Genomic DNA, 19,398 nt, shown 5'->3' on the forward strand with positions numbered 1-19,398 from the left:
AAGTATCATGAAAAGTTACGATCTCATTCTATGTGCAAAATTGCAATATTTGTGGGTAATTAAATGATTGATTTGGCTTGGCGCTTGTGAATGAGTCAGTATAAATTTAGTTGGTTTGCAGATATTCTCTGATATTATTTTTATTTGATATTTCATTATTTCTGTTTATATTTATTGGAAATTATAATCTCAAATAGGCGCAAAATGCCTCTTTTTGTCGCCATAAAAACTACCAATCTATAGTTGTTTGATTATTATACATCGCTATATTCATCATTCTTTCTAGACAAATTAAAAATATATGACTGATCAATAATGGATGCCGCTATTCTTTTTGATTTTTCATAGATTTTATTGGTGGCTGTCATTTAGTTGAAAATCATAGAGTTGTCTGAGTAAATCCTATGATCTGGTTGGGTAAGCTATCTCTATTCTAATTATAAAAAGTAATCCCAAGGAGGATGAGGATGCATTTTCAGTTTGCATTACTTACTTTCGGCATAATTTTTTTACCAGTTAAAGGTTACTCAGCAAGTATCATTAAGAGTGTCATTGGGCTTTATCCGGAAAGCGTAGAGGTGAATTTCTCAGAGAATCCTCATGATGATTATACCTTTCCTTTATCAGTCAATACTTATGACGAAATCGAAAAGTTTGATTCGCTACCGCTAGCAGGGAGTCGTTCGGTTGGCGTCTACGAGGCTAAGGGGGAGATAAATTCCACCACTGTTTTTAAATCTCTGGTGAGTGGCATGGAAGAAGTAGGCGTTGAAAAGAAGATGTCTTGTGATCATGATGCTTGTGGTTATTTTTTCGTACGACAATTCATTGCCTCATATGCATATGAGGCTTACTACGCCTCTAGTTTTAATGAATTTAATAATCTCAATGGTCGAAATATTCATATTTATTCAGGCGTGTATCGTGAAGTAGATCAAGAAATTTATATTGTTTTGACAGTTGCAAAATCTGATTATTCAGAATATGTACAATATGCCTTTGATCTTTTAGAACCGAAAAAAATAAAAACAAAAGCGTTGGTACTTACAACAGAGGGTATGACTAAAGATATAGAAAATACCGGTAAAGTAGTACTTGATGGACTTTTTTTTGAGGCAAACTCTATAAAACTTGCTGATAAGTCGCAAGAAGCACTTGTCACAATTAGCGAATATTTAAAAGCAAACCCCAAAAAACGATTTTTGGTAGTAGGGCATACAGATACAGACGGTGCGTATGAGTATAACTGTAAACTCTCAGAAGGTCGTGCTAAATCGGTAAAAAGAACTTTGGTTGAAAGTTTTAATATTGCTTCTAATCGTCTTAAATCAGTAGGGATTTCATTTGCATCCCCCATGACCAGTAATGCTTCAGAAAAAGGTAGACAGTTAAATCGTCGAGTTGAGCTTGTAGAGGTGTCATTATAACTTTGTGATCTTTTGTGGTGGTTGTTTTTTTAGGTTTTAATGGTGGTTGTGTTGCTTCTTTTACAGTTGTTTGTAAGTGGTAAAATAATAATTTATAGGGGTTTTTCTGATTTTCAATGATAAAAATGAATTTTGTTGTTTTCTTTAAAAGGCGACAGCAAAAAAATCTGACGCTAGAATTTTATTTTACTTTTTCCTGGGGTGTTAAACCATTTTGGGGGTTATTGGTGAAATGATTTTGTGGGTTGGATGGTATCGTTGTATTTTTTTAAAATATACAGTTATAGCAATTCATATAAACTTTATTAGGGACTAATAAAATGAAAAAAGAAATGCAAAAAATTGCTCCTCATAAAATTGTTAACAAGAAAAAATCGCTTGGTCAGGGTATGACAGAGTATATTATCATAGTCGCACTCATTGCTATTGCTGCAATTGCAGTATTCCGTCTCTTCGGAGATACAGCACGTAATCAAGTTGCAGGAATGGCCATGGAGCTTGGTGGTCAAAATGGCGCCAACGCTCAAAAAGCTGCGAAAACCGCTGCAAAAGCTGCAGAAACCAAAGCCGCGACAGCCCGCAACTTAAATAACTATACGGGTAACAATTAATCTGATACGCCTGTAATTAAAAGGCGTCGTGGTGTTATGCCCGTCGCCTTTTATCTCTCCTTAATTAGGGAATGACGAGCAGGAGCATAAAGCGGTGAATAAGTCCTTTAAGTTAAAACAAGATGGTCAGGCCTTAGTTTATATAATCGCTCTTTTAATACCGATTGCTCTTGGAGGTGCTATTGTTTTTAATTCATTTAGTCTCTCTAACGAAAAAACCAGATTGCAGAATGCTGCTGATGCAGTAGCTTATAGTGTCGCAACAATAGAAGCTAGAGATCTAAATTTCAAAGCCTATACCAATAGGGCGATGGTGGCGAATCAAGTCGCTGTGGCGCAGGTAGTTGGTTTTGTTTCTTGGGTGCGTTGGATGCAAAATGTATCAAGAAACTTGTCTTTAGTTACGTCTTGGATTCCTTATGTTAATGCTGTAACAAGAGCTATTAACCAGGTTATGACTCAGGTTAGAAATGGTGTAGAGCGTGCAGCACCGGCTATCGCATCCGGTTTAGATTTACAAAATACGTTACTAACCAACGCCCAAAATATTATGCATGTAGGAACTGTTGCTGTTGCAGGCGAAACCGCTAGAGAAGTGGCAAGAGCGAATGATAGAAGTATTGACACAGGACTATCATTTTCTAATGCAGCATTATTCTCCGATTATGCAAGAAATCATGCTCGATTTTCACGAAGGTTTTCTCCTAATACAGTAAGAAACTCAAGAAGATACACGAGTACCTATCGTCAGCACTTTGAGCGTGTTGAAGAACTTCGTGAAATCACCATGGAATCTCGTGATCCCTTTAGTCGAAGCAGGAACTACGTTTGGTTTTCGCTAAGGTTGTGGCCTGTTCAATTTGAAATGCGACGTGCAGGAGGTACTGACTTGACTGGTCAAGATCGCAGGCATCGCTATGGTGGGTGGGTTGCAATGGATACGATGTCTTGGCACACCCGTAGATGGCGATGCAGTTTTCGTGGATGTGGTTGGCGTGGTTGGGGTGAGAGAATTCCCATTGGTTGGGGCGCTGCTAAGACTTCAACAAATAACGAAAATGTCAGTCTATGGCACAGGCATAACCGAGAAAATAACTCCATGGGCAGGACTTGGCGAACAAATCGTCGGGCATCAAATTTGGCCTCAACCGAATACAATGGTGCGAGAGAGGTTAAGCAAGGTGCTAGAGGGTATGGTGGTTTACGCCCCTTTTATGATCTTGCGTTAAACGGGCTAATTCAAAAAGCGCCGGGGATTAAAATTATTTTAAGTAAACCGCAAGGGAGCGTGCGAACAGCAAGAGGTACGGGTTATAACTCTGGTGCAATGAATATTGAACAAAATGCACGCTTTGTTCAAAATCGTATGTCCGCAATGTCTGAAGCCGTTCCCTATTTTGCAAGAGCGAATGACCTTAATGGCTATCGTCGATTGGATAATCGGCGTGAATATGGAAATCTTTATAATCCTTATTGGCAAGCAAGATTGGATACTATTTCCGATAATGAGCGTAGAACAATGCAAGTTATAGCTGGTGTACTGTAACGGATGATCAAATATGAATATTGTAAATTGTTTAGGGCAATTTCAGCATGGACAGGGCATGGTGGGATTTATCGTAGCAACTGCCTTTTTCATAATTCCTGTAACAATCAGTGTAAACTATTTGGCAAGAATTGGTGATGCTAAACATAAAACGCTAGAAGCTGCACGGTATGCTGCTTGGGAAAGGACTGTTTGGCATCAAAGTAATAATAATTACAATATAAAATCAAATATAGACATTAGTCGTGAAATTAATCAGCGTGTTTTTGGTGAGCAGAATAAAAGAGTTGACTCAGTTGAAGATCGTAGACGAATAGCACCTCAAAATATCGAATACGATGTATTCTTATATAACTGGGAAAGCAGTAATAATCCCAGAGCTACGATTATTGAAACACCAAGTGTAAGAAATGCTGAGCCTAATAGGCTGACATTAACAGATAGTCGTGCACCAGGAAATGTATCTGGTTCAATCAATCGTATAATTCAAATGCTTCCAGGAATTGAATCAAATGGTTTTTACAATGCACAAGTTAATATTCAATTACACAGAGATGAAAATATTCAAGGTGAGCTTAATAATGCTTTAGGGCGCACTAATAATAATCAAAATATCCTAAATGCAACGAGTAATAATGCCATGCTTGTCGGTGCATGGAATGCTAACGGCCCCTCTGCTGCAAGACGAACAACTCAAGGTGCAGTCTTAACATCATTATTAACAGGCGGGTTTCTTGGTGGTGCACTGAATACAGTACAAAGGATTGCTGGCTTTGGCTTTGAAGAAGTACGTCCAAATTCTCTTATTTTTGGTCATACTGATGTTGAGCGAGTACCATGTCATCGACTTAGGGTGGCTCCAACTAACCAGGGGCGTGGATGTTAAGTTTAATGATTGATTGTAAAAGATTATCTATAAATATCGAGCGAATTTTATTATTTTTTATGGTGTTTAGCTTGGGTGTCAAGGTTTGTGCTGAAAATTGGCCAGATATTCCTGTGCATAAAAAAGCAAAATTAATTGTTGTTGCCGAAGAGATGAAAATGAATGGGGTGGAAATGGTGATGTGGAAGTTAGAGTCATTTCTCTCTAAAGAAGCGATGATGTCTTTTTACAAAGAAGAATGGAAAAAGTCATTCATTGAGAATACTCCGGGTTATATTGAGTATGAAATGGGGCATTGGCAAGTCATTAGTCGAATGGAGGGTGGTTATCAAATTACCGTTCAGTTTGATCGGGAAGTAACCAAAAGTACTGATGGATTGGTTGGCATTTCCAAATTGCCTACGGAGGACAACCAGATAAGTTTGGGAAAAGGTTTTCCATCTGTAGGTAATATGGAATTTCTTAATGATATATATGCTGTTGATCAAAATAAGAAGTCAAGAACTATCGTGGCCGTCACCGACTCCTCCTTTAATAATAGTGTAAATTTCTATCGAAGAACCTATAGAAGAAAGGGGTGGGAAGAGCTCACTCAAAATTTAACAGATGAAGGGGACGAGCGTATTGGCTTAATGTTTAATCGTCGTGGTAAGGAACTCAATCTCACCATTATGCGAAGCGAAGGAAAAACAAATGTTGTAGCGGTATTGGTTGACCACTAGCAAAGGAGAATACTTAAAGTGAGGCAGCTTAAGTGTAAGAACCGTGAAGCTGGCACTGCAATAATAGAGTACGTCGTTGTCAGTTTTTTTCTTATGGCCGCAATAATGTGGACGCCAGTGCCCAGATCAATCGGTGGTGATGGTCGAAGTACTGCAGGAGAAATGCTTATAGACGCCATAAAAGAGAATTACCGAGCGTATGCGTGGGCGATGTCGGTGCCTATTTGAGGGCAATACAGAAATATCCGATGGAGTTGGAAAGTAAAAATGAAAAAATATACCTCGATTGGGCTACTCATTGTTGCCTTGATTTTTTCCGGTTTGGCAGCGGTAGCATCGATTAAATATCTAGAGAAAAGAGAGCAAGACCTTATCTCGAAGCTTGATCAAAAAAATGATACAGAAGTGATTGTTCCTTCAAGAGACCTTGTTGTCGGTGATGTGATAAGTACCGAAACGGTATCGGTGCGGGCGGTTCCGTCAACCTTTCTACCCAGTGGTGCATTATATCCTTCAGATTTTGATGCTATTGCAGGTTTGTCCATCAAAGAGCCGGTATTTTCAGGAAAACCGGTATTGCGAAGTCAGTTGGAAGGGCTTAGTGGAGTAGAAACCTTTTCAGAGCTTTTACAAGAAGGACAAAGGGCTATAACACTTCCAATTGATGAATTGCAATCTAATGAGAATATGTTGGTTCCTGGTGATTATGTTGATCTGCTGATTAAAATCAAGCATGAGGCTAGTGATAAAACTGGTGATAAGGAGACCGTTTCGGTCAATAGTCTTCTTCATCGTGTACTTATCTTGGCGACCGGTCCAATAACCATTGCCGATCCTTCTTATTATTATTCTACAACTCAAATGGAGGGGCAGGGTTACGGTACGATTACAATTGGTGTGAATTCGAAAGAAGTCCCCAAAATATTGGCAGCCAGTGAAATGGGTGAACTTATATATCTCATGAGAAATCCAGAGGATAAATCAAAAGGAAGATTTAACGAGGTTGGTGATGCTTGGGGCGTGGGTTGGGGGGAAGGTAATACGAGAAAAATACGAGTTTTTTCTGCAGAGAGTACTTCAAATGGCCTTATGGTAGATGAATTTCGGTCTATAGGGGAAGATAATAAAAATAATTGGGGCAACCCAATAGACCCCGGCCGATTATATAAAAAGTACAATAAAGATTTTTTAAAAAAAATCTTGGAAAATGAAAAAAACTCGGTGGAAGTTGGGCAGTTATAGGTTTTAAATACATCGTAATAAACGGATATTGATAAACTCAATTGGAATAGAGCTATCTTGTGAAAATTAATCAATTATTTCTTGGATTCTTTTTTTTGCTTTTTGCATCGAGCGTCATTGGGGAAAAACATACGGCGGTTAATATTCAAGTGGGAGAGGTGCGTATTATTGAGGTGCCTGATGTTGAGCAGGTGGCAATTGGAAACGAAAAAGTTTTTTCTTATCGTCCATTAGAAAATGGTGAGTTTGTTTTAATTGGTAATATTCCAGGTCGTTCATCATTGCATATTTGGCAAAAAGGCGGTCGCCAGCGAACCTATACAGTTAATGTGATCAGCTCGGAATCATCCGGAAATTTTCAATTGGCACGCTATCTTGCTAGTACCATATCAGGATTAAATGCCTATGAAAATGATGGGAAAATAATTTTTTCAGGCGATATTTCTGTCGAGCATAAAGAAAATTTTCTTTCCATATTGTCACAATTTGATAGTCCAATATCTCTGGTGACTTATAGTAGTTTCGAGCTTGCTCCGGTTGTTCGGCTTGATGTTATGCTTTTAGAAATAAAGCAGCGAGCAGTTAAAGATCTTGGTATTGATTGGGATGACGCGATTTCTGGGCCCGTTCTAGGGGTGCGTAAAATCTTTACTCGAAATGATTATTTTTCTTTTGTTCGCGAAGGACCAAATGAAACGAATGGTGGATTTTCTTCACTTTTTGGTGAAGGATCTACAGTGCCTAACGATTATAACTTTTATAAATACTCTGCTTTCACTAGTCATATTGGATCCATTATTAACCTCCTGCAAGAGTCGGGTGATGCAAAGGTCATATCCGCACCGAAGCTTATGGCAAAAAGCGGGGAATCCGCCTCATTTCTTAGTGGTGGTGAATTTCCTGTCTCAGTAGTAAATACCTTGGGACAATCTGAAATTGAATTTAAAGAGTATGGAGTAAGGCTCGACATTGCGCCAACAGTGGACGACAGAGAAAATATCAACACCTTTATTTTTACAGAACTAAGTTCTATTGACTTTGCAAACGCGGTGAATGGTGTTCCCGGTTTAATTGCGAGAAATTCTGAGACAACGATTAATCTAAGAAGCGGTGAAACTTTCGCTATTTCAGGCTTGTCACTTGCAGAAAAAGCTAGTCAAGAACGAAAATTACCCTTGCTGGGTGATATCCCTGTGTTAGGGAATTTATTTAAAAATGATAGTAATAACTCTGACTCAACAGAGCTGGTTATTCTTGTTACGCCTTATATATTGACTCCAAAATCGAAAAGAAATGAAGCACTAATAGAGGCTGGTAGTCCATTAAGAGACGAATTTAAAAAATTTAATTGGCGTATGAAGCTATTGGAGTAGGTTATGTATCAGGTATATGTTCACACAAAAAGCGGAACTAAGGTAGTGGCCTATGCTTGGGGTGAAGATGAATGCCAAATTGGCCGCTCAAAAAGCAATAATATTGTTCTGTCGGGCTGGAGAGTTAGTGGCGTACATGCTGTTTTAAGAAGCCACTCAGATGGACCTTTTGTTCGTGCTAGTGTTGATTCGCGTAATATTGTGGTGAATAGTAAGAAATTTACTGAGTATGGACCCATCAATGAAGATGACGTAATCAAGATTGGAGATTATCACATTCGTGTCAAACTTCGATCTACAGATGAAAGTACAATGAATGAGATTGAAGCTAGAGGTGAATTGCAAGATGAAGACGAAAAAGGCACTAGGGTAGAAGAAAAAGAAAGAGTGATTCAACAACAGAATAATGATGATGACATGATTGTTACCATTGATGATGTATTTTCAGGTGAGGTGGCAAGAAAAACGCTCTCTCACGAATGGCGGGTAAAAGTTCATCGTCAATTATTCCAGATCATGGATCTTCGCCGTGTCAATATTAGCGAAATGAAAGACCATGAACTGCGTGAATTTACCAACAAAACAATCACTGAAATTCTTGAGAAGGAGCAAGAATTTCCTTCAGATCTGGATAAAGATCAACTAGGAAAAGAGGTGCTATCGGAAGCTGTAGGACTTGGCCCACTTGAAGATCTATTGGATAACGAAAAAGTCAGTGAAGTGATGGTTAATGCCTGTGATGAAATATTTTATGAGGAGTCGGGGCAACTGAAAAAATCCAAAGTCACTTTTACAGATGATCGGTCTGTTATCGGTGCGATAGAACGGATTGTTGCACCGCTCGGAAGACGAATTGATGAAAGTTCTCCTATGGTGGATGCAAGGTTAAAAGACGGTTCGCGTGTTAATGCGATCATTCCACCGCTTGCGCTTAAAGGCCCGAGTATAACAATCCGAAAATTTATGAAGAATCGTCTTGAGGCAAAAGATCTTGTCAAATTTAATTCAGTGAATGCTGATATGGTAAGTTTTTTAGAAACCGCCATTGTTAGAAAACGTAATGTCGTTATTTCTGGAGGTACGGGGTCTGGCAAAACAACGTTATTAAATGTGCTTTCGAATTTCATTCCAGAAGATGAGCGAATCGTTACAGTAGAAGATGCCGCTGAGTTAAAGCTATATCAGCCAAATCTTGTTGGACTGGAAGCAAGGCCGCCTAACCAAGAAGGTAAAGGTGCGGTTCACATTAGGGATTTGGTCAAAAATTGTCTTCGTATGCGACCGGATAGAATTGTGGTTGGAGAGTGCCGTGGAGGAGAGGCATTGGATATGTTACAAGCTATGAATACTGGCCACGACGGTTCACTGACAACCATTCACTCAAATTCACCACGCGATTGTATCTCACGTATGGAAGTATTGGTATTGATGTCTGGAATGGATTTACCCGTTCGAGCCATACGAGAGCAAATATCCTCTGCAGTGCATCTAATTGTTCAGCAAACTCGTTTTTCCTGTGGTAGCCGTAAGGTAACCAGTATCACCGAGGTTACAGGTGTCGAAGGTGAGACAGTTCAGCTGTCTGAAATATTTCGCTTTAAACAGGTGGGTTACAACGAAAAAGGTAAGGTCGAAGGCTATTTCGAGGCAACAGGTTTGGTGCCAGAGTTTTATGAAGATCTGAGGCGTCGTGGAATCAAAGTGGACATGAGTATTTTTAGAACGGATCGTGACTGAAATGATAACGCCTATTCTCATTGCTGCTTCCGCGTTTATTGGGTCAATAATACTCATGTACCTTGGTTTTACACAATTAGTTTCGGCAGGCAATAAATACCAAAAAAACTTTACCGAAAAAGCCAGTGCTAGTTTGACTGACATGTTTATATTTATAGATCCTAAAAAGCTCTATATTTTGAATGTTTGTGTTTTGTCTGGAAGTTTTTTCCTGATTTGGCTGATTTCAGGCGTATGGGTATTAGCCTTAATAGTCTCTATTATTTTGAGTTTTTTACCAAAATTTATTTTGAATCGATTAAAAGAAGCCAGAAGAAACCGATTTTTATTGGAATTACCAGACACTTTGACTTCTTTATCTACGATGATGAAAGCCGGTTCCAATCTTAATATGGCTTTGGAGACGGTTGTGGCAGAAACGCCTGGGCCGATTGCCGATGAATTTGGTTTGTTGATGAGAGAACTGCGTATTGGGGTTGACTACAATCAGGCGCTAGACAACCTAAAGGAAAGAATGTCGATTCAGGAATTAGAGTTAGTGGTTGCTGGGATGAAAATTAGTCGAGAAATTGGTGGGAGTTTAGCAGAAGTACTTTATCGACTCGCTGATACCTTAAGAAGGAAGCTTGAAATGGAAGGTAAGATTAGAGCCCTTACCGCTCAAGGAAAGGCACAGGGTTACGTTATGACGGGGCTGCCCATTTTGTTGGCTTTGATTTTAATGAAAATTGAACCTGTCGCTATGAGTATGCTTTTTACAGAAATTTTTGGCTGGGTGACATGTGGAGTGTTTTTTATTTTCTTGGCTATTGGTTATAAATTCATTCAAAAGATAGTAAATATTGATGTTTGACTTAATAAATGACGCAGAAATTAAAATCTTAATAGGTTTTTGCTGTTTTTTATCGCTTGTTATGCTGATTTTTTCTGTGCAAGGTATTAAGCAAGATATGCCAGAAGATGACCGATTGTATATGGATCCACTGCCTGGATCATTGAGGAGCATTTGGTTGCTTGTCAATTTTTTTGCTTTTTATGTCGGTGATCGTATGCCGGTTGAAAGCCTTGTCAAAATTGGTAAACAACTCCAACAAAGTGGTCTTTCTTATCTTATGACGCCTGAACAGTATGTTGGTCTTAAGGTAGCTGGTTTATGCCTTGGTGTTATTTTCTTTTTTATTTTTATGTTGCTGCTAGGTTCATTTAGTTGGGTAGGGGTTTTTATTGGATCAATTCTGGGGTTCTTTTTGCCTACTATTACTTTGAGGGATCTTAAAAAAAAACGAGAAAAAGCAATAGTTCGAGCATTACCTACTTACCTAGATTTTTTAACGATGGCAGTTCAGGCTGGAATGAATATGACTGGAGCTATACAGCAGGCGGTGGATAAAGGGCCGTATGGTCCTTTGAATGTAGAGTATAGGAAAGTATTACGGGATGTAAAGGCAGGCATGCCTCGGCTGGATGCGATTAGAGAGTTTGCCGAGAGAAATGAGATAAGGGAGTTAAATGCGTTTGCAACAGCAGTGATTCAAGCTGAAAAAACAGGAGCGAGTATTGGCCAAAGTTTAAAGGTACAAGCAGATCAAAGACGAGTGGAAAGATTTCAAAAAGCAGAAAAATTGGCAATGGAAGCGCCGGTAAAGCTTATCTTTCCATTGGTTGCATTTATATTTCCAATGACATTTTTGGCACTTGGCTTTCCAATTGTAATGAAATTTTTGTATGACGTATAAAAATATTGATTTGAAAATCATGAAAAAAAATGGTGCCGAAGAAAAAATTTTATCTATTAAAATTGCGGATAACGTTTTTCAGCGGGCGAGAGGTTTGCTTTTTTATTCACCATTGGTTCATGGATCCGGTTTGGTGTTGTTTCCCTGTAATGCAATACATACATTTTTCATGACTTATTCAATAGATGTATATTTCTTAGATAAGGATAAAAGTGTAAAGAAAATATGCAAGAATATTTCACCTTGGCAGCAGGCGATATTTTTTTCAGCTAAGTATGTCTTGGAGACTTCCAAGGATGATCCAAATATGAAGAGTGTTAAAATTGGAACGAAATTAATTTGGTGATTAGGTTAACTACATGAATTTCATTGCACGTTGTAATAGTATTCGATTCTTAATCGTTATTGTTGTCTTTGTGATAGCGGGATGTTCGTCATATTCAACGAAAGAAAGATCGGCCGCTATGGAGCTTAAAATACTGATTGAAGAAGCGGATCGTTTCTATAAATTAGGTTTACTGTCTGATGCCGAAGGAAAATATCGAAAAATTATCGAAAAGTATCCAGATTATTACGAAGCGTGGCTCAAAATGGGCAATATTTTCATTCGAACAGATCAGTTAGATGCTGCGGTTTTAGCCTACGAAACTTGCACGGCGCAGGCACCAGAGGATGTAAGGTGCTGGAATAACCTTGCCTTAGCGAGAGTCAAACAGGGGGTTCATACTTTAGACAATGGCAAATCAAAAGTTTTAGTTGGTACACAAGCTTATATGGATCTTGATGAATTCCAGGTCAAGCTCATTAAGATACTCTCTTCTGAATAGTACGATTTCTTTTATTGAGTGTAAAAGGAGATAAATCTTATGTTGAGCATAAAATCTGCTAAGTGTCAGGCGGGGCAGGGCTTAGTTGAACATTTGATTCTATGGCCTTCATTGGTATTTGTTGTTTTTGGTGCCATTCAGTTATCACTTTTATACCGAACTAAAGCAACTTTCAATCACGTGGTATTTCAAGCCGCACGTCATGGTGCTACGCACAATGGTAATGTCAATGAAATGCATAAACATATGTTACGAGGCTTAATTCCGTTATATCTTAAGAGAGATCCGAGTGTTACGAATTATTTGCAGCATATGGTGACGATATACTTGGATAATCAAATTCGTCCAAATGGTCAGCGTATAGGTAATTCACCATTGCGAATGGAGGTGATCTCGCCTACTCAAGAAATTTTTAACGCATTTGCTCGAAATATGTATCAGCTTCAGGAGGAGTGTCCACGACCGCAACGTACGAATGGAAACGATCGTTCCCTTTGCACAGAGCAACGATTTAATCAAATACCAAATGATAATTTAAATATACGTTCATCGGCCATTAGAACGATTAACTTACCGAATAGAGAACTTGTACGAGTGAATCTCCAGGATGCAAATCTACTCAAAGTTCGAGGGCATTGGTGTGCACCTTTAACTATGCCATTGGTAGCGTCCACTTTTTATCATACACTTTTTAGATTTCGGCAATTATGGAATCAAAATTTCTGGTGGTTTTATGCTTCGAAACCAGAAGTAAGGAACCATCCTCACTGGCAAGCCTGTGTAAGAAGAACGGCACTGAATCTTGCTGAGGTTGCTGCGGGTACGAGTGTGCGGATTTATTATATTCCGATATCAGCAGATGCAGTTGTACGTATGCAAACTCCATTTAGGCAATAATTAATTTAAAGAAAGGATGCAGAATATGCGTGTTTCAGTTCTCTTAAAATGGTTGCTGATCATGATATGTACCGGTACAAATCAAGTCTATGCCTATTCAGGCATAGACTTGATTTCTACCTATCCTAATGCCGAACTTTTTAAGAGGTATCAGAAGGGGCATCAAAGCTATCATCTAGTTAGTGGCACCATGAGATATATTACGGATCAGAGTGGCAATTTCGACGAAGGTTATGCTCCTGAGTTTAGTACATTGATTAATGGCCGAGTAGAGAAATCCATATTTGACCATACCGAATTTGACTCAGCAATAGAGATTGCAAAAAATATGCGCTCAGAGTTGCTAAGAAAAGGTTTTGAAATAGAGTACGAATGCTCGGGGTTAGATTGCGGTGATGTTGCCGGCTGGAGACTTTATTTAAGTCGTTATGCCGATGGTGTGGCTAATTCGCAGCATTATATCATGGCAAAACATCCAGGTAAAAATGGCGGAGAGTGGGCAATCGCATTTTATGTAAATGAGTTTTCCGGTATACCTCGCTCTATAATTCACATCGTAGATAGCACTATTATTAAGTTTGAACAATATACCATTAATCAGGATCACCTCGGAGTGTGGTTGAGAGAGGGACAAAAAGTCGCCTTGGAAGGACTGTATTTTGAATTCAATAGCGACAGAATATCTAATAATTCAAACTCTGTATTGACTTCTCTTATAGCTGTTCTTTCAGAGATGCCGGATATGAACATCTCTATCGAAGGTCATACGGATAATGTGGGCTCTGCTGATTATAATCTTACTCTTTCTTTGAGGCGTGCTGAATCCGTTAAACAATATTTAGTGGATAAAGGAATAGATGAAGCTCGGTTAAGTGTTGAAGGGTTTGGTGAAACAAAGCCAAAAGTAAATGGATCTGATTCTATATCTCGTCAAAAAAATAGACGAGTTGAAGTGATGCCTATTTCAAAATTAAAAACTGAAGAAGTGAATGTTGAAAAGGAAATAAAGATCAATGAATAATAATAAAAAACTTCTTATCCTCATTTTTATTTTCGGAATATCGGGCTTTTCTGGACTTATATACCAGAGTATATGGGCAAGCTATTTAAAACTCTTTCTTGGGCATTCTGCATACGCTCAAACTTTAGTACTTGCGATTTTCATGGGCGGGATGGCTGTAGGGGCATGGTTTGTAGGAAAGCAAACCTCGAATTTAAAGCGTCCTATACTATGGTATGCCATTGTAGAAGCGCTTGTTGGTGTATTTGGAATTGTATTTCATGATGTGTACATTTCTGTCACAGATTTTTCATTCGATTATGTCATCGGTAATCTTTCATCAACGGGTCTTGTTCCAATATATAAATGGTCACTCGCTGCCACGTTGATTTTACCCCAATCAATACTCCTTGGGGCAACATTTCCATTGTTGGCTGCAGGGCTTGTGAGAATCACAAATAATAGCCAAGGAAGAATGGTTTCATGGCTATATTTTTCAAATAGCTTGGGCGCTGTTGTTGGTGTTCTTACCAGTGGGTTTATCTTGATTCATACATATGGCCTTCCTGGGACGGTTGTTATCGCTGGATTTGTGAACCTTTGGCTGGCGGCTCTGGTTTGGGTACTCAATAAACGTTGGGATCTTGATTCAATGGGGTACCAATTGATACGTATTGTTGAACCCGGTTCAAATACAAAAGAAATAGAAGGAAGGCCACAATTAATCAGATTAATGATTGTATGTGCTGCTTTCACAGGAATGGCTTCGTTTTTTTACGAGCTGGGTTGGATTAGAATGTTGAGTATGGTTCTTGGAAGTTCGAGCCATTCATTTGAGCTTATGCTGAGTGGATTTATCCTTGGTATTGCCTTGGGGGGCTTCTGGATAAAGAACAGAATTGAATCATTTACAGATCCGGTCAAAGTCCTTGCGTATATTCAATTGACCATGGGAGTACTAGCAGCGTTATCGCTCTTAGTGTATGACAAAACATTTATCATGATGTCTATTTTGTATCACGCATTAGACTTCTCAGAATCAGGATACCTTTTTTTCAATTTTTCATCGCATGTTATCGTTTTATTGTTAATGTTACCAACGACCATATGCGCCGGTATGACCCTTCCTTTAATTACCTTTTCTCTAATGAAAACAAGAATGGGAGAGAAGGGTATTGGGCTTGTTTATTCAGCTAATACCTTGGGAAGTATTGCGGGAATACTGATTGTTGTACACCTAATTATGCCCTTACTTGGTTTGAAAACAGTCATTTTGCTCGGTGCCTTTATAGATATTGTAATCGGGTGCTTTCTTCTTGGTCGCAGGCTTTTAACCTTTAAAGTGCCGACATTTTATATTCCTGCTGCTGCGGCTTCATTGGTCGTTATTATCGCTGGGATACTTTTCCAGCTTGACCCGAAGAAAACTTCTTCATCTGTATACAGAAACGGAAGTTATTCAATTGATGTTGACTCTGTAGCCCATTGGGATGGAAAAACTTCATCCATCGATGTTTTTACAGTGGGCGAGGGGGAGGAGAAACGAATGGTTATTGCAACCAATGGCAAGCCAGATGCCTCGATAACTATGAACGAACAGGGGGATACGAGTCCGGACGAAATCACCATGATAATGGCTGGTGTATTACCTCTGGTCATGCACGATGCTCCACAGCATGTTGCCAATATTGGCATTGGCTCTGGATTAACTGGCCATACTCTTATGGGGGATCCCCGAGTCAAGTCTTTGGATTCTATTGAAATAGAGCAGAAGATGGTATTGGGGGCCAAACAATTTGGTAACAAGGTTGAGCGTTCATTTACCGATCCTCGTTCGAAAATCTTTATCGAAGATGCAAAAACCTATTTTTCTTCTCAGGACAAAAAATACGATGTAGTTATTTCTGAACCCTCTAATCCTTGGGTCAGTGGTGTGGCATCTCTTTTTTCTTCTGAGTTTTATACTCATGTGAATCACTATCTTGATGAAGATGGTATATTTGTTCAGTGGTTGCATTTGTATGAGACAGATTATGTTACAGTTGCAAGTGTCATGAAGGCGCTTGGTGAAAAGTTCAACTACTACAATGTATATACAAGTAATACTGTTGATATGCTTATCGTCGCATCTCAGTCATTTGACGCTATACAAATCGATTATGATATTTTTCAAGAATATGAAGACCCAGCATTATTACAACGAGTGGGGCTCGCTAATTTAAATGATGTTAAGTTTCACTATTTGGCCTCGAAAAGGGTATTGGCTCCATTTTTTGATAGTTTTGACGTTAAACCTAATTCAGATTTTTATCCTGTGATTGATTCAAGAGCCGTAAAAGCGAGATTTATGAAATCTGATGCGAGAGGGTTTGCAACACTCTATAACAGTGCTTTCGATTTAGAAAAAATATGGCCTGGAAATGAACCTATCTTTAGTGATGAAGATTCAATAATTATGAGTGATTCAAAACACTTCTTTCCGTCAAAAGAAGCAGAGATTGCAAAAGCAGTACAAGAGTTTTTATATAATAACTCCACGTTATCTGGAGTTCCTGATGATATTTATTTTGCAGCAAATTTATTTAAATCTGACTCTGTATGCCATAGTCATCTTTCAGAAAATTTTGTCGTATTTAACCTAGGGATAATCTCAAGTGCCATATTGCCGTACTGGAATAAAGATTCAATTGAGAGTTTTTCTGACGATGTTGTCAATTTACCATGTGCAGAGGTAAGCGAAGATGTTCTTGCCTTTGCTCAACTTTTAAGCGCCCTTGTCAATGATCAATATGAGCAGACACAAAGGCTGAGTTCACAATTATTGGATAATCATATATCGTTAGATCGTGATCACACAAAAACTTCAGTAATGCTTCTGTCAGTTAATATGTATTCACTCTATATGATGGGAGAGTACCCTTCCGTAACCAATATATTTGACAAATTTAAAGAGATGAGTCTCAATTTAGAGTCAATTGCCGGGGCAATGAGCCTCCCGGTTTTGTATCATAGTGCAAAGCAAGAACTTGTTGAAAAACCGGGGATTGCGAATAATTAGATAGGACTTTTTCGGCTTGAGTACTTATGTATTCATGATCTGTTAAGAGGATTAAGACTAATATCTGATCTTAACGGGGGCATAACTCTTGGCTAAGTGTTCTTGTCTGCTTCTTTCTCTATAAATTATTACTATTTGAGGAATATTATGACGGTTAAAAAAGTGATTTTTTCAATAGTCGTTAGTGTTTTTCTATCAGTTAATGCATTTGGAGACGATATTTTATCCTTATCAGAAAAGGACCTTAAACCCTTCTGTTCAAACCAACAAATGTGGGATCAGTTCAACGTAAAACCAGAGACGTGTATGAGCCACGCAAAGGCTTGTGCAAAAAAGAATGAAGATCGGGGTCTGAATATTATGCAGGCAACGCAAGAGTTGTATACCTGTGTATTTGATCGCCTTGGAATCAAGATGGAACCCTAAATGTGAACTATAGGGTAAGAGTTGCAAGATTCTTTGTGTCAGACTGGAATTTAGTAAGATGATATTTAGTATCAATAAGCTTGTTTTAGTTCGAGTTTATATTCTTATTTTGTCGTTTTTGATTTCATTGCTTGTCTATTCTAATGATTTAGGTGGCAGTCCGTTTTTACAGGCAGCTAAAGGCGAAAAAATACAACAAATACTTCTTCCTCTTCAAGACAGTGCAAATACAATAGCGATGCTTTATCAACAGTACTATGACGTCAATGGTATTGATTATAGTAACGAGATACCTGATAGCGTTGTCAGGCAGGTGCAAGTTGAGGCTCGGTTTTTCATTTCCCATGTTGATCTGTCATTCAAAGAAATTAGCACGATAGTAGATGGGGACGATATTGCTATTTGTCGTTCATCTTTTAAAGAGATAAATTCTCAGTTAATAAAACCTCTGAGTGATGAAGTAGAAGATTTTATTCATGTTAGGCAAGGAATGAGCAATAATTTTTTATACGCGTTTATGGCGGCGACGATAGCGATTGGAAAAATTTATAGTGAGCATTGCTTCTAATAAACAAGGGTCTTTTATGAGAATAAAAATACCAATTTTATGTGTCGGCTGTTTGTTTTCTATCCTGCTGCATGGACAAAGCACCAGTATTGATCAACGATATGAACAGTACTTAGAAAGTCTTACTTCAAAGGCTGAGGAGCTTTCTACTGAAATAGGTGCAATTTCAGAAAAAAATGAGTCTCTTATAGAGAGGGGAGCAGAGCCTATTTTTGGCTCAGCGGCTCAGAAAAGTTTGCTAATTCGAGGACAGTCTGTCTTGGGTGACGCAGAACGAACCGTAAATGCAATGAAATCTGATATTCAAGGTATGGAAAGCAATAAAAAATTAGAGGGTTGTCGAGCTTTTATATCAAATACTAAGGGAAAGATTGGTGCTTTTCATTCTTTTCTTAGTCAATTTCAAAGCCTTAAAGTTAACGCCGGGGACAATGCTACTGCATTTATGGCTGCATCAATGGAATTCACCACTCTTGGAATGTTGGCATCAGAGGTGAGTATCGGAATCTTTAATTCATGCATTCCGTATTTAGATTAATCGTTTTTTGTAGTTCACAAGTCGTTTTTAGAAAAACGAGTAGGCTTTTACCAATATTTGGGGGGCATTGAAGGGTCAATCAATAACCTCCTACAGAGCTAACACTACAACGAATAACCTCCAACTAGGGGGTTGTCATTCTTAACTATTGTCGCTATAGCCAGCCTAACTTTTAGTCTGTACTGTGGCCGCAAGAACTTTTGAGTTTCTCTTGTTTGCGACACAAACTTCTGCTCTCCATTTGTCGCCGTATTTTCTAATTGTGGCCACAATTACACCCCTATACTTGGCTTTTGAACGTGCGTTATGCGTAAATCGTGCGTAACGAGAGGCGAAAATATATCAAAATATTGGCATTTTGAGGATATAGGGAAAGCAGAGGATTCGCTTAAATCTTTGTTTTTAAGGGATTTTTTAATATTTGGGGGGGTGGGGAAATGCTATGTGGTGCCCAGGAGAGGACTTGAACCTCCACGGCCGTGAGGCCACCAGCACCTGAAGCTGGCGTGTCTACCAATTTCACCACCTGGGCATTCAATGAGAATGTATTATTATCAGTTTTCGCCATGTATTTTGCTAGCAAATACTTTCATTAAAAACCATATTTCTCATGAGCGGCGAATTCTGCCATAAGTCCTGCCTGTCTTCAAGTATTCCCTTGGGTATTCGTTTTGGTTGTTTTTTGTTCATTGTTTGTTAATGCGTAAGTTTCAATTGGTCTTGGTGTTCGATTAAAAAATGTAAAAAATTATTTGTTAGGAAGAGGGTTTTTAAATAAATCACTCTAAAAATGATTTCTCTGTC

At 38.6% G+C, this 19,398-nt stretch carries 18 protein-coding genes and 1 tRNA gene; 18 read left to right on the forward strand and 1 reads right to left on the reverse strand.

What is annotated here, in order from left to right; all coding sequences use genetic code 11:
* The first annotated feature begins 467 nt into the window (after positions 1-467).
* From LU351_RS14845 to LU351_RS14930, 18 genes are all read left to right on the forward strand, one after another.
* On the forward strand, positions 468-1,427 hold the full coding sequence (locus tag LU351_RS14845) for an OmpA family protein (RefSeq protein WP_232594876.1): 960 nt from the start codon (positions 468-470) through the stop codon (positions 1,425-1,427).
* A gap of 320 nt (positions 1,428-1,747) precedes the next feature.
* Complete coding sequence (locus LU351_RS14850) at positions 1,748-2,038, forward strand: pilus assembly protein (protein ID WP_232594877.1); 291 nt, start codon at positions 1,748-1,750, stop codon at positions 2,036-2,038.
* Between the two features lie 94 nt (positions 2,039-2,132).
* Entirely contained in the window at positions 2,133-3,584 is a 1,452-nt protein-coding gene (locus tag LU351_RS14855) for a Tad domain-containing protein (protein WP_232594878.1), read from the forward strand.
* A gap of 13 nt (positions 3,585-3,597) precedes the next feature.
* The gene (locus LU351_RS14860) at positions 3,598-4,470 is read left to right on the forward strand and encodes a hypothetical protein (RefSeq protein ID WP_232594879.1); all 873 of its coding nucleotides are present in this window, start codon (positions 3,598-3,600) and stop codon (positions 4,468-4,470) included.
* Positions 4,464-5,192, forward strand: coding sequence for a hypothetical protein (locus tag LU351_RS14865; RefSeq protein ID WP_232594880.1), 729 nt, complete (start codon positions 4,464-4,466; stop codon positions 5,190-5,192). The genes LU351_RS14860 and LU351_RS14865 overlap by 7 nt, the downstream gene beginning before the upstream one ends.
* A 267-nt stretch (positions 5,193-5,459) precedes the next feature.
* Positions 5,460-6,434 carry a Flp pilus assembly protein CpaB gene (gene cpaB, locus LU351_RS14870; RefSeq protein WP_232594881.1) on the forward strand — a complete coding sequence of 325 codons (975 nt, stop codon included), beginning with the start codon at positions 5,460-5,462 and terminating at the stop codon, positions 6,432-6,434.
* 59 nt (positions 6,435-6,493) lie between these two features.
* Positions 6,494-7,807: a type II and III secretion system protein family protein gene (locus LU351_RS14875; protein ID WP_232594882.1), complete on the forward strand. Its 1,314-nt coding sequence runs from the start codon at positions 6,494-6,496 to the stop codon at positions 7,805-7,807.
* Between the two features lie 3 nt (positions 7,808-7,810).
* Positions 7,811-9,544 (forward strand): ATPase, T2SS/T4P/T4SS family, encoded by a 1,734-nt coding sequence (locus tag LU351_RS14880; RefSeq protein WP_232594883.1) that lies wholly within the window; start codon positions 7,811-7,813, stop codon positions 9,542-9,544.
* A 1-nt stretch (position 9,545) separates the two neighbouring features.
* On the forward strand, positions 9,546-10,397 hold the full coding sequence (locus LU351_RS14885; RefSeq protein WP_232594905.1) for a type II secretion system F family protein: 852 nt from the start codon (positions 9,546-9,548) through the stop codon (positions 10,395-10,397).
* Positions 10,390-11,280: a type II secretion system F family protein gene (locus LU351_RS14890; RefSeq protein ID WP_232594884.1), complete on the forward strand. Its 891-nt coding sequence runs from the start codon at positions 10,390-10,392 to the stop codon at positions 11,278-11,280. Before LU351_RS14885 ends, LU351_RS14890 begins: the two co-directional genes overlap by 8 nt.
* Entirely contained in the window at positions 11,270-11,626 is a 357-nt protein-coding gene (locus tag LU351_RS14895; RefSeq protein WP_232594885.1) for a DUF192 domain-containing protein, read from the forward strand. Before LU351_RS14890 ends, LU351_RS14895 begins: the two co-directional genes overlap by 11 nt.
* A gap of 13 nt (positions 11,627-11,639) precedes the next feature.
* Entirely contained in the window at positions 11,640-12,107 is a 468-nt protein-coding gene (locus LU351_RS14900) for a tetratricopeptide repeat protein (RefSeq protein WP_232594886.1), read from the forward strand.
* 39 nt (positions 12,108-12,146) lie between these two features.
* Entirely contained in the window at positions 12,147-13,004 is an 858-nt protein-coding gene (locus LU351_RS14905; protein WP_232594887.1) for a TadE/TadG family type IV pilus assembly protein, read from the forward strand.
* A gap of 25 nt (positions 13,005-13,029) precedes the next feature.
* Positions 13,030-14,025 carry an OmpA family protein gene (locus tag LU351_RS14910; RefSeq protein ID WP_232594888.1) on the forward strand — a complete coding sequence of 332 codons (996 nt, stop codon included), beginning with the start codon at positions 13,030-13,032 and terminating at the stop codon, positions 14,023-14,025.
* The gene (locus tag LU351_RS14915) at positions 14,018-17,062 is read left to right on the forward strand and encodes a spermine/spermidine synthase domain-containing protein (RefSeq protein ID WP_232594889.1); all 3,045 of its coding nucleotides are present in this window, start codon (positions 14,018-14,020) and stop codon (positions 17,060-17,062) included. Before LU351_RS14910 ends, LU351_RS14915 begins: the two co-directional genes overlap by 8 nt.
* A 147-nt stretch (positions 17,063-17,209) precedes the next feature.
* Complete coding sequence (locus tag LU351_RS14920; protein WP_232594890.1) at positions 17,210-17,488, forward strand: hypothetical protein; 279 nt, start codon at positions 17,210-17,212, stop codon at positions 17,486-17,488.
* A 58-nt stretch (positions 17,489-17,546) separates the two neighbouring features.
* Positions 17,547-18,056, forward strand: a complete 510-nt coding sequence (locus tag LU351_RS14925) for a hypothetical protein (RefSeq protein WP_232594891.1) — start codon at positions 17,547-17,549, stop codon at positions 18,054-18,056.
* Complete coding sequence (locus LU351_RS14930; protein ID WP_232594892.1) at positions 18,040-18,594, forward strand: hypothetical protein; 555 nt, start codon at positions 18,040-18,042, stop codon at positions 18,592-18,594. The genes LU351_RS14925 and LU351_RS14930 overlap by 17 nt, the downstream gene beginning before the upstream one ends.
* 445 nt (positions 18,595-19,039) lie before the next feature.
* On the opposite strand, the gene LU351_RS14935 is transcribed toward LU351_RS14930, so the two are convergent.
* Positions 19,040-19,126: transfer RNA gene (locus LU351_RS14935), tRNA-Leu, on the reverse strand.
* Positions 19,127-19,398: the final 272 nt, after the last annotated feature.

Source organism: Marinibactrum halimedae, assembly GCF_021234875.1.
Classification (GTDB): Bacteria; Pseudomonadota; Gammaproteobacteria; order Pseudomonadales; family Cellvibrionaceae; genus Marinibactrum; species Marinibactrum halimedae.

What these genes read in the sequence shown, in the direction of transcription:
- LU351_RS14845 (WP_232594876.1), top strand. Translation starts at nt 468, where the DNA reads ATGCATTTTCAGTTTGCATTACTTACTTTCGGCATAATTTTTTTACCA.
- LU351_RS14850 (WP_232594877.1), top strand. Translation starts at nt 1,748, where the DNA reads ATGAAAAAAGAAATGCAAAAAATTGCTCCTCATAAAATTGTTAACAAG.
- LU351_RS14860 (WP_232594879.1), top strand. Translation starts at nt 3,598, where the DNA reads ATGAATATTGTAAATTGTTTAGGGCAATTTCAGCATGGACAGGGCATG.
- LU351_RS14865 (WP_232594880.1), top strand. Translation starts at nt 4,464, where the DNA reads ATGTTAAGTTTAATGATTGATTGTAAAAGATTATCTATAAATATCGAG.
- cpaB (WP_232594881.1), top strand. Translation starts at nt 5,460, where the DNA reads ATGAAAAAATATACCTCGATTGGGCTACTCATTGTTGCCTTGATTTTT.
- LU351_RS14880 (WP_232594883.1), top strand. Translation starts at nt 7,811, where the DNA reads ATGTATCAGGTATATGTTCACACAAAAAGCGGAACTAAGGTAGTGGCC.
- LU351_RS14885 (WP_232594905.1), top strand. Translation starts at nt 9,546, where the DNA reads ATGATAACGCCTATTCTCATTGCTGCTTCCGCGTTTATTGGGTCAATA.
- LU351_RS14890 (WP_232594884.1), top strand. Translation starts at nt 10,390, where the DNA reads ATGTTTGACTTAATAAATGACGCAGAAATTAAAATCTTAATAGGTTTT.
- LU351_RS14895 (WP_232594885.1), top strand. Translation starts at nt 11,270, where the DNA reads ATGACGTATAAAAATATTGATTTGAAAATCATGAAAAAAAATGGTGCC.
- LU351_RS14900 (WP_232594886.1), top strand. Translation starts at nt 11,640, where the DNA reads ATGAATTTCATTGCACGTTGTAATAGTATTCGATTCTTAATCGTTATT.
- LU351_RS14905 (WP_232594887.1), top strand. Translation starts at nt 12,147, where the DNA reads ATGTTGAGCATAAAATCTGCTAAGTGTCAGGCGGGGCAGGGCTTAGTT.
- LU351_RS14910 (WP_232594888.1), top strand. Translation starts at nt 13,030, where the DNA reads ATGCGTGTTTCAGTTCTCTTAAAATGGTTGCTGATCATGATATGTACC.
- LU351_RS14915 (WP_232594889.1), top strand. Translation starts at nt 14,018, where the DNA reads ATGAATAATAATAAAAAACTTCTTATCCTCATTTTTATTTTCGGAATA.
- LU351_RS14920 (WP_232594890.1), top strand. Translation starts at nt 17,210, where the DNA reads ATGACGGTTAAAAAAGTGATTTTTTCAATAGTCGTTAGTGTTTTTCTA.
- LU351_RS14925 (WP_232594891.1), top strand. Translation starts at nt 17,547, where the DNA reads ATGATATTTAGTATCAATAAGCTTGTTTTAGTTCGAGTTTATATTCTT.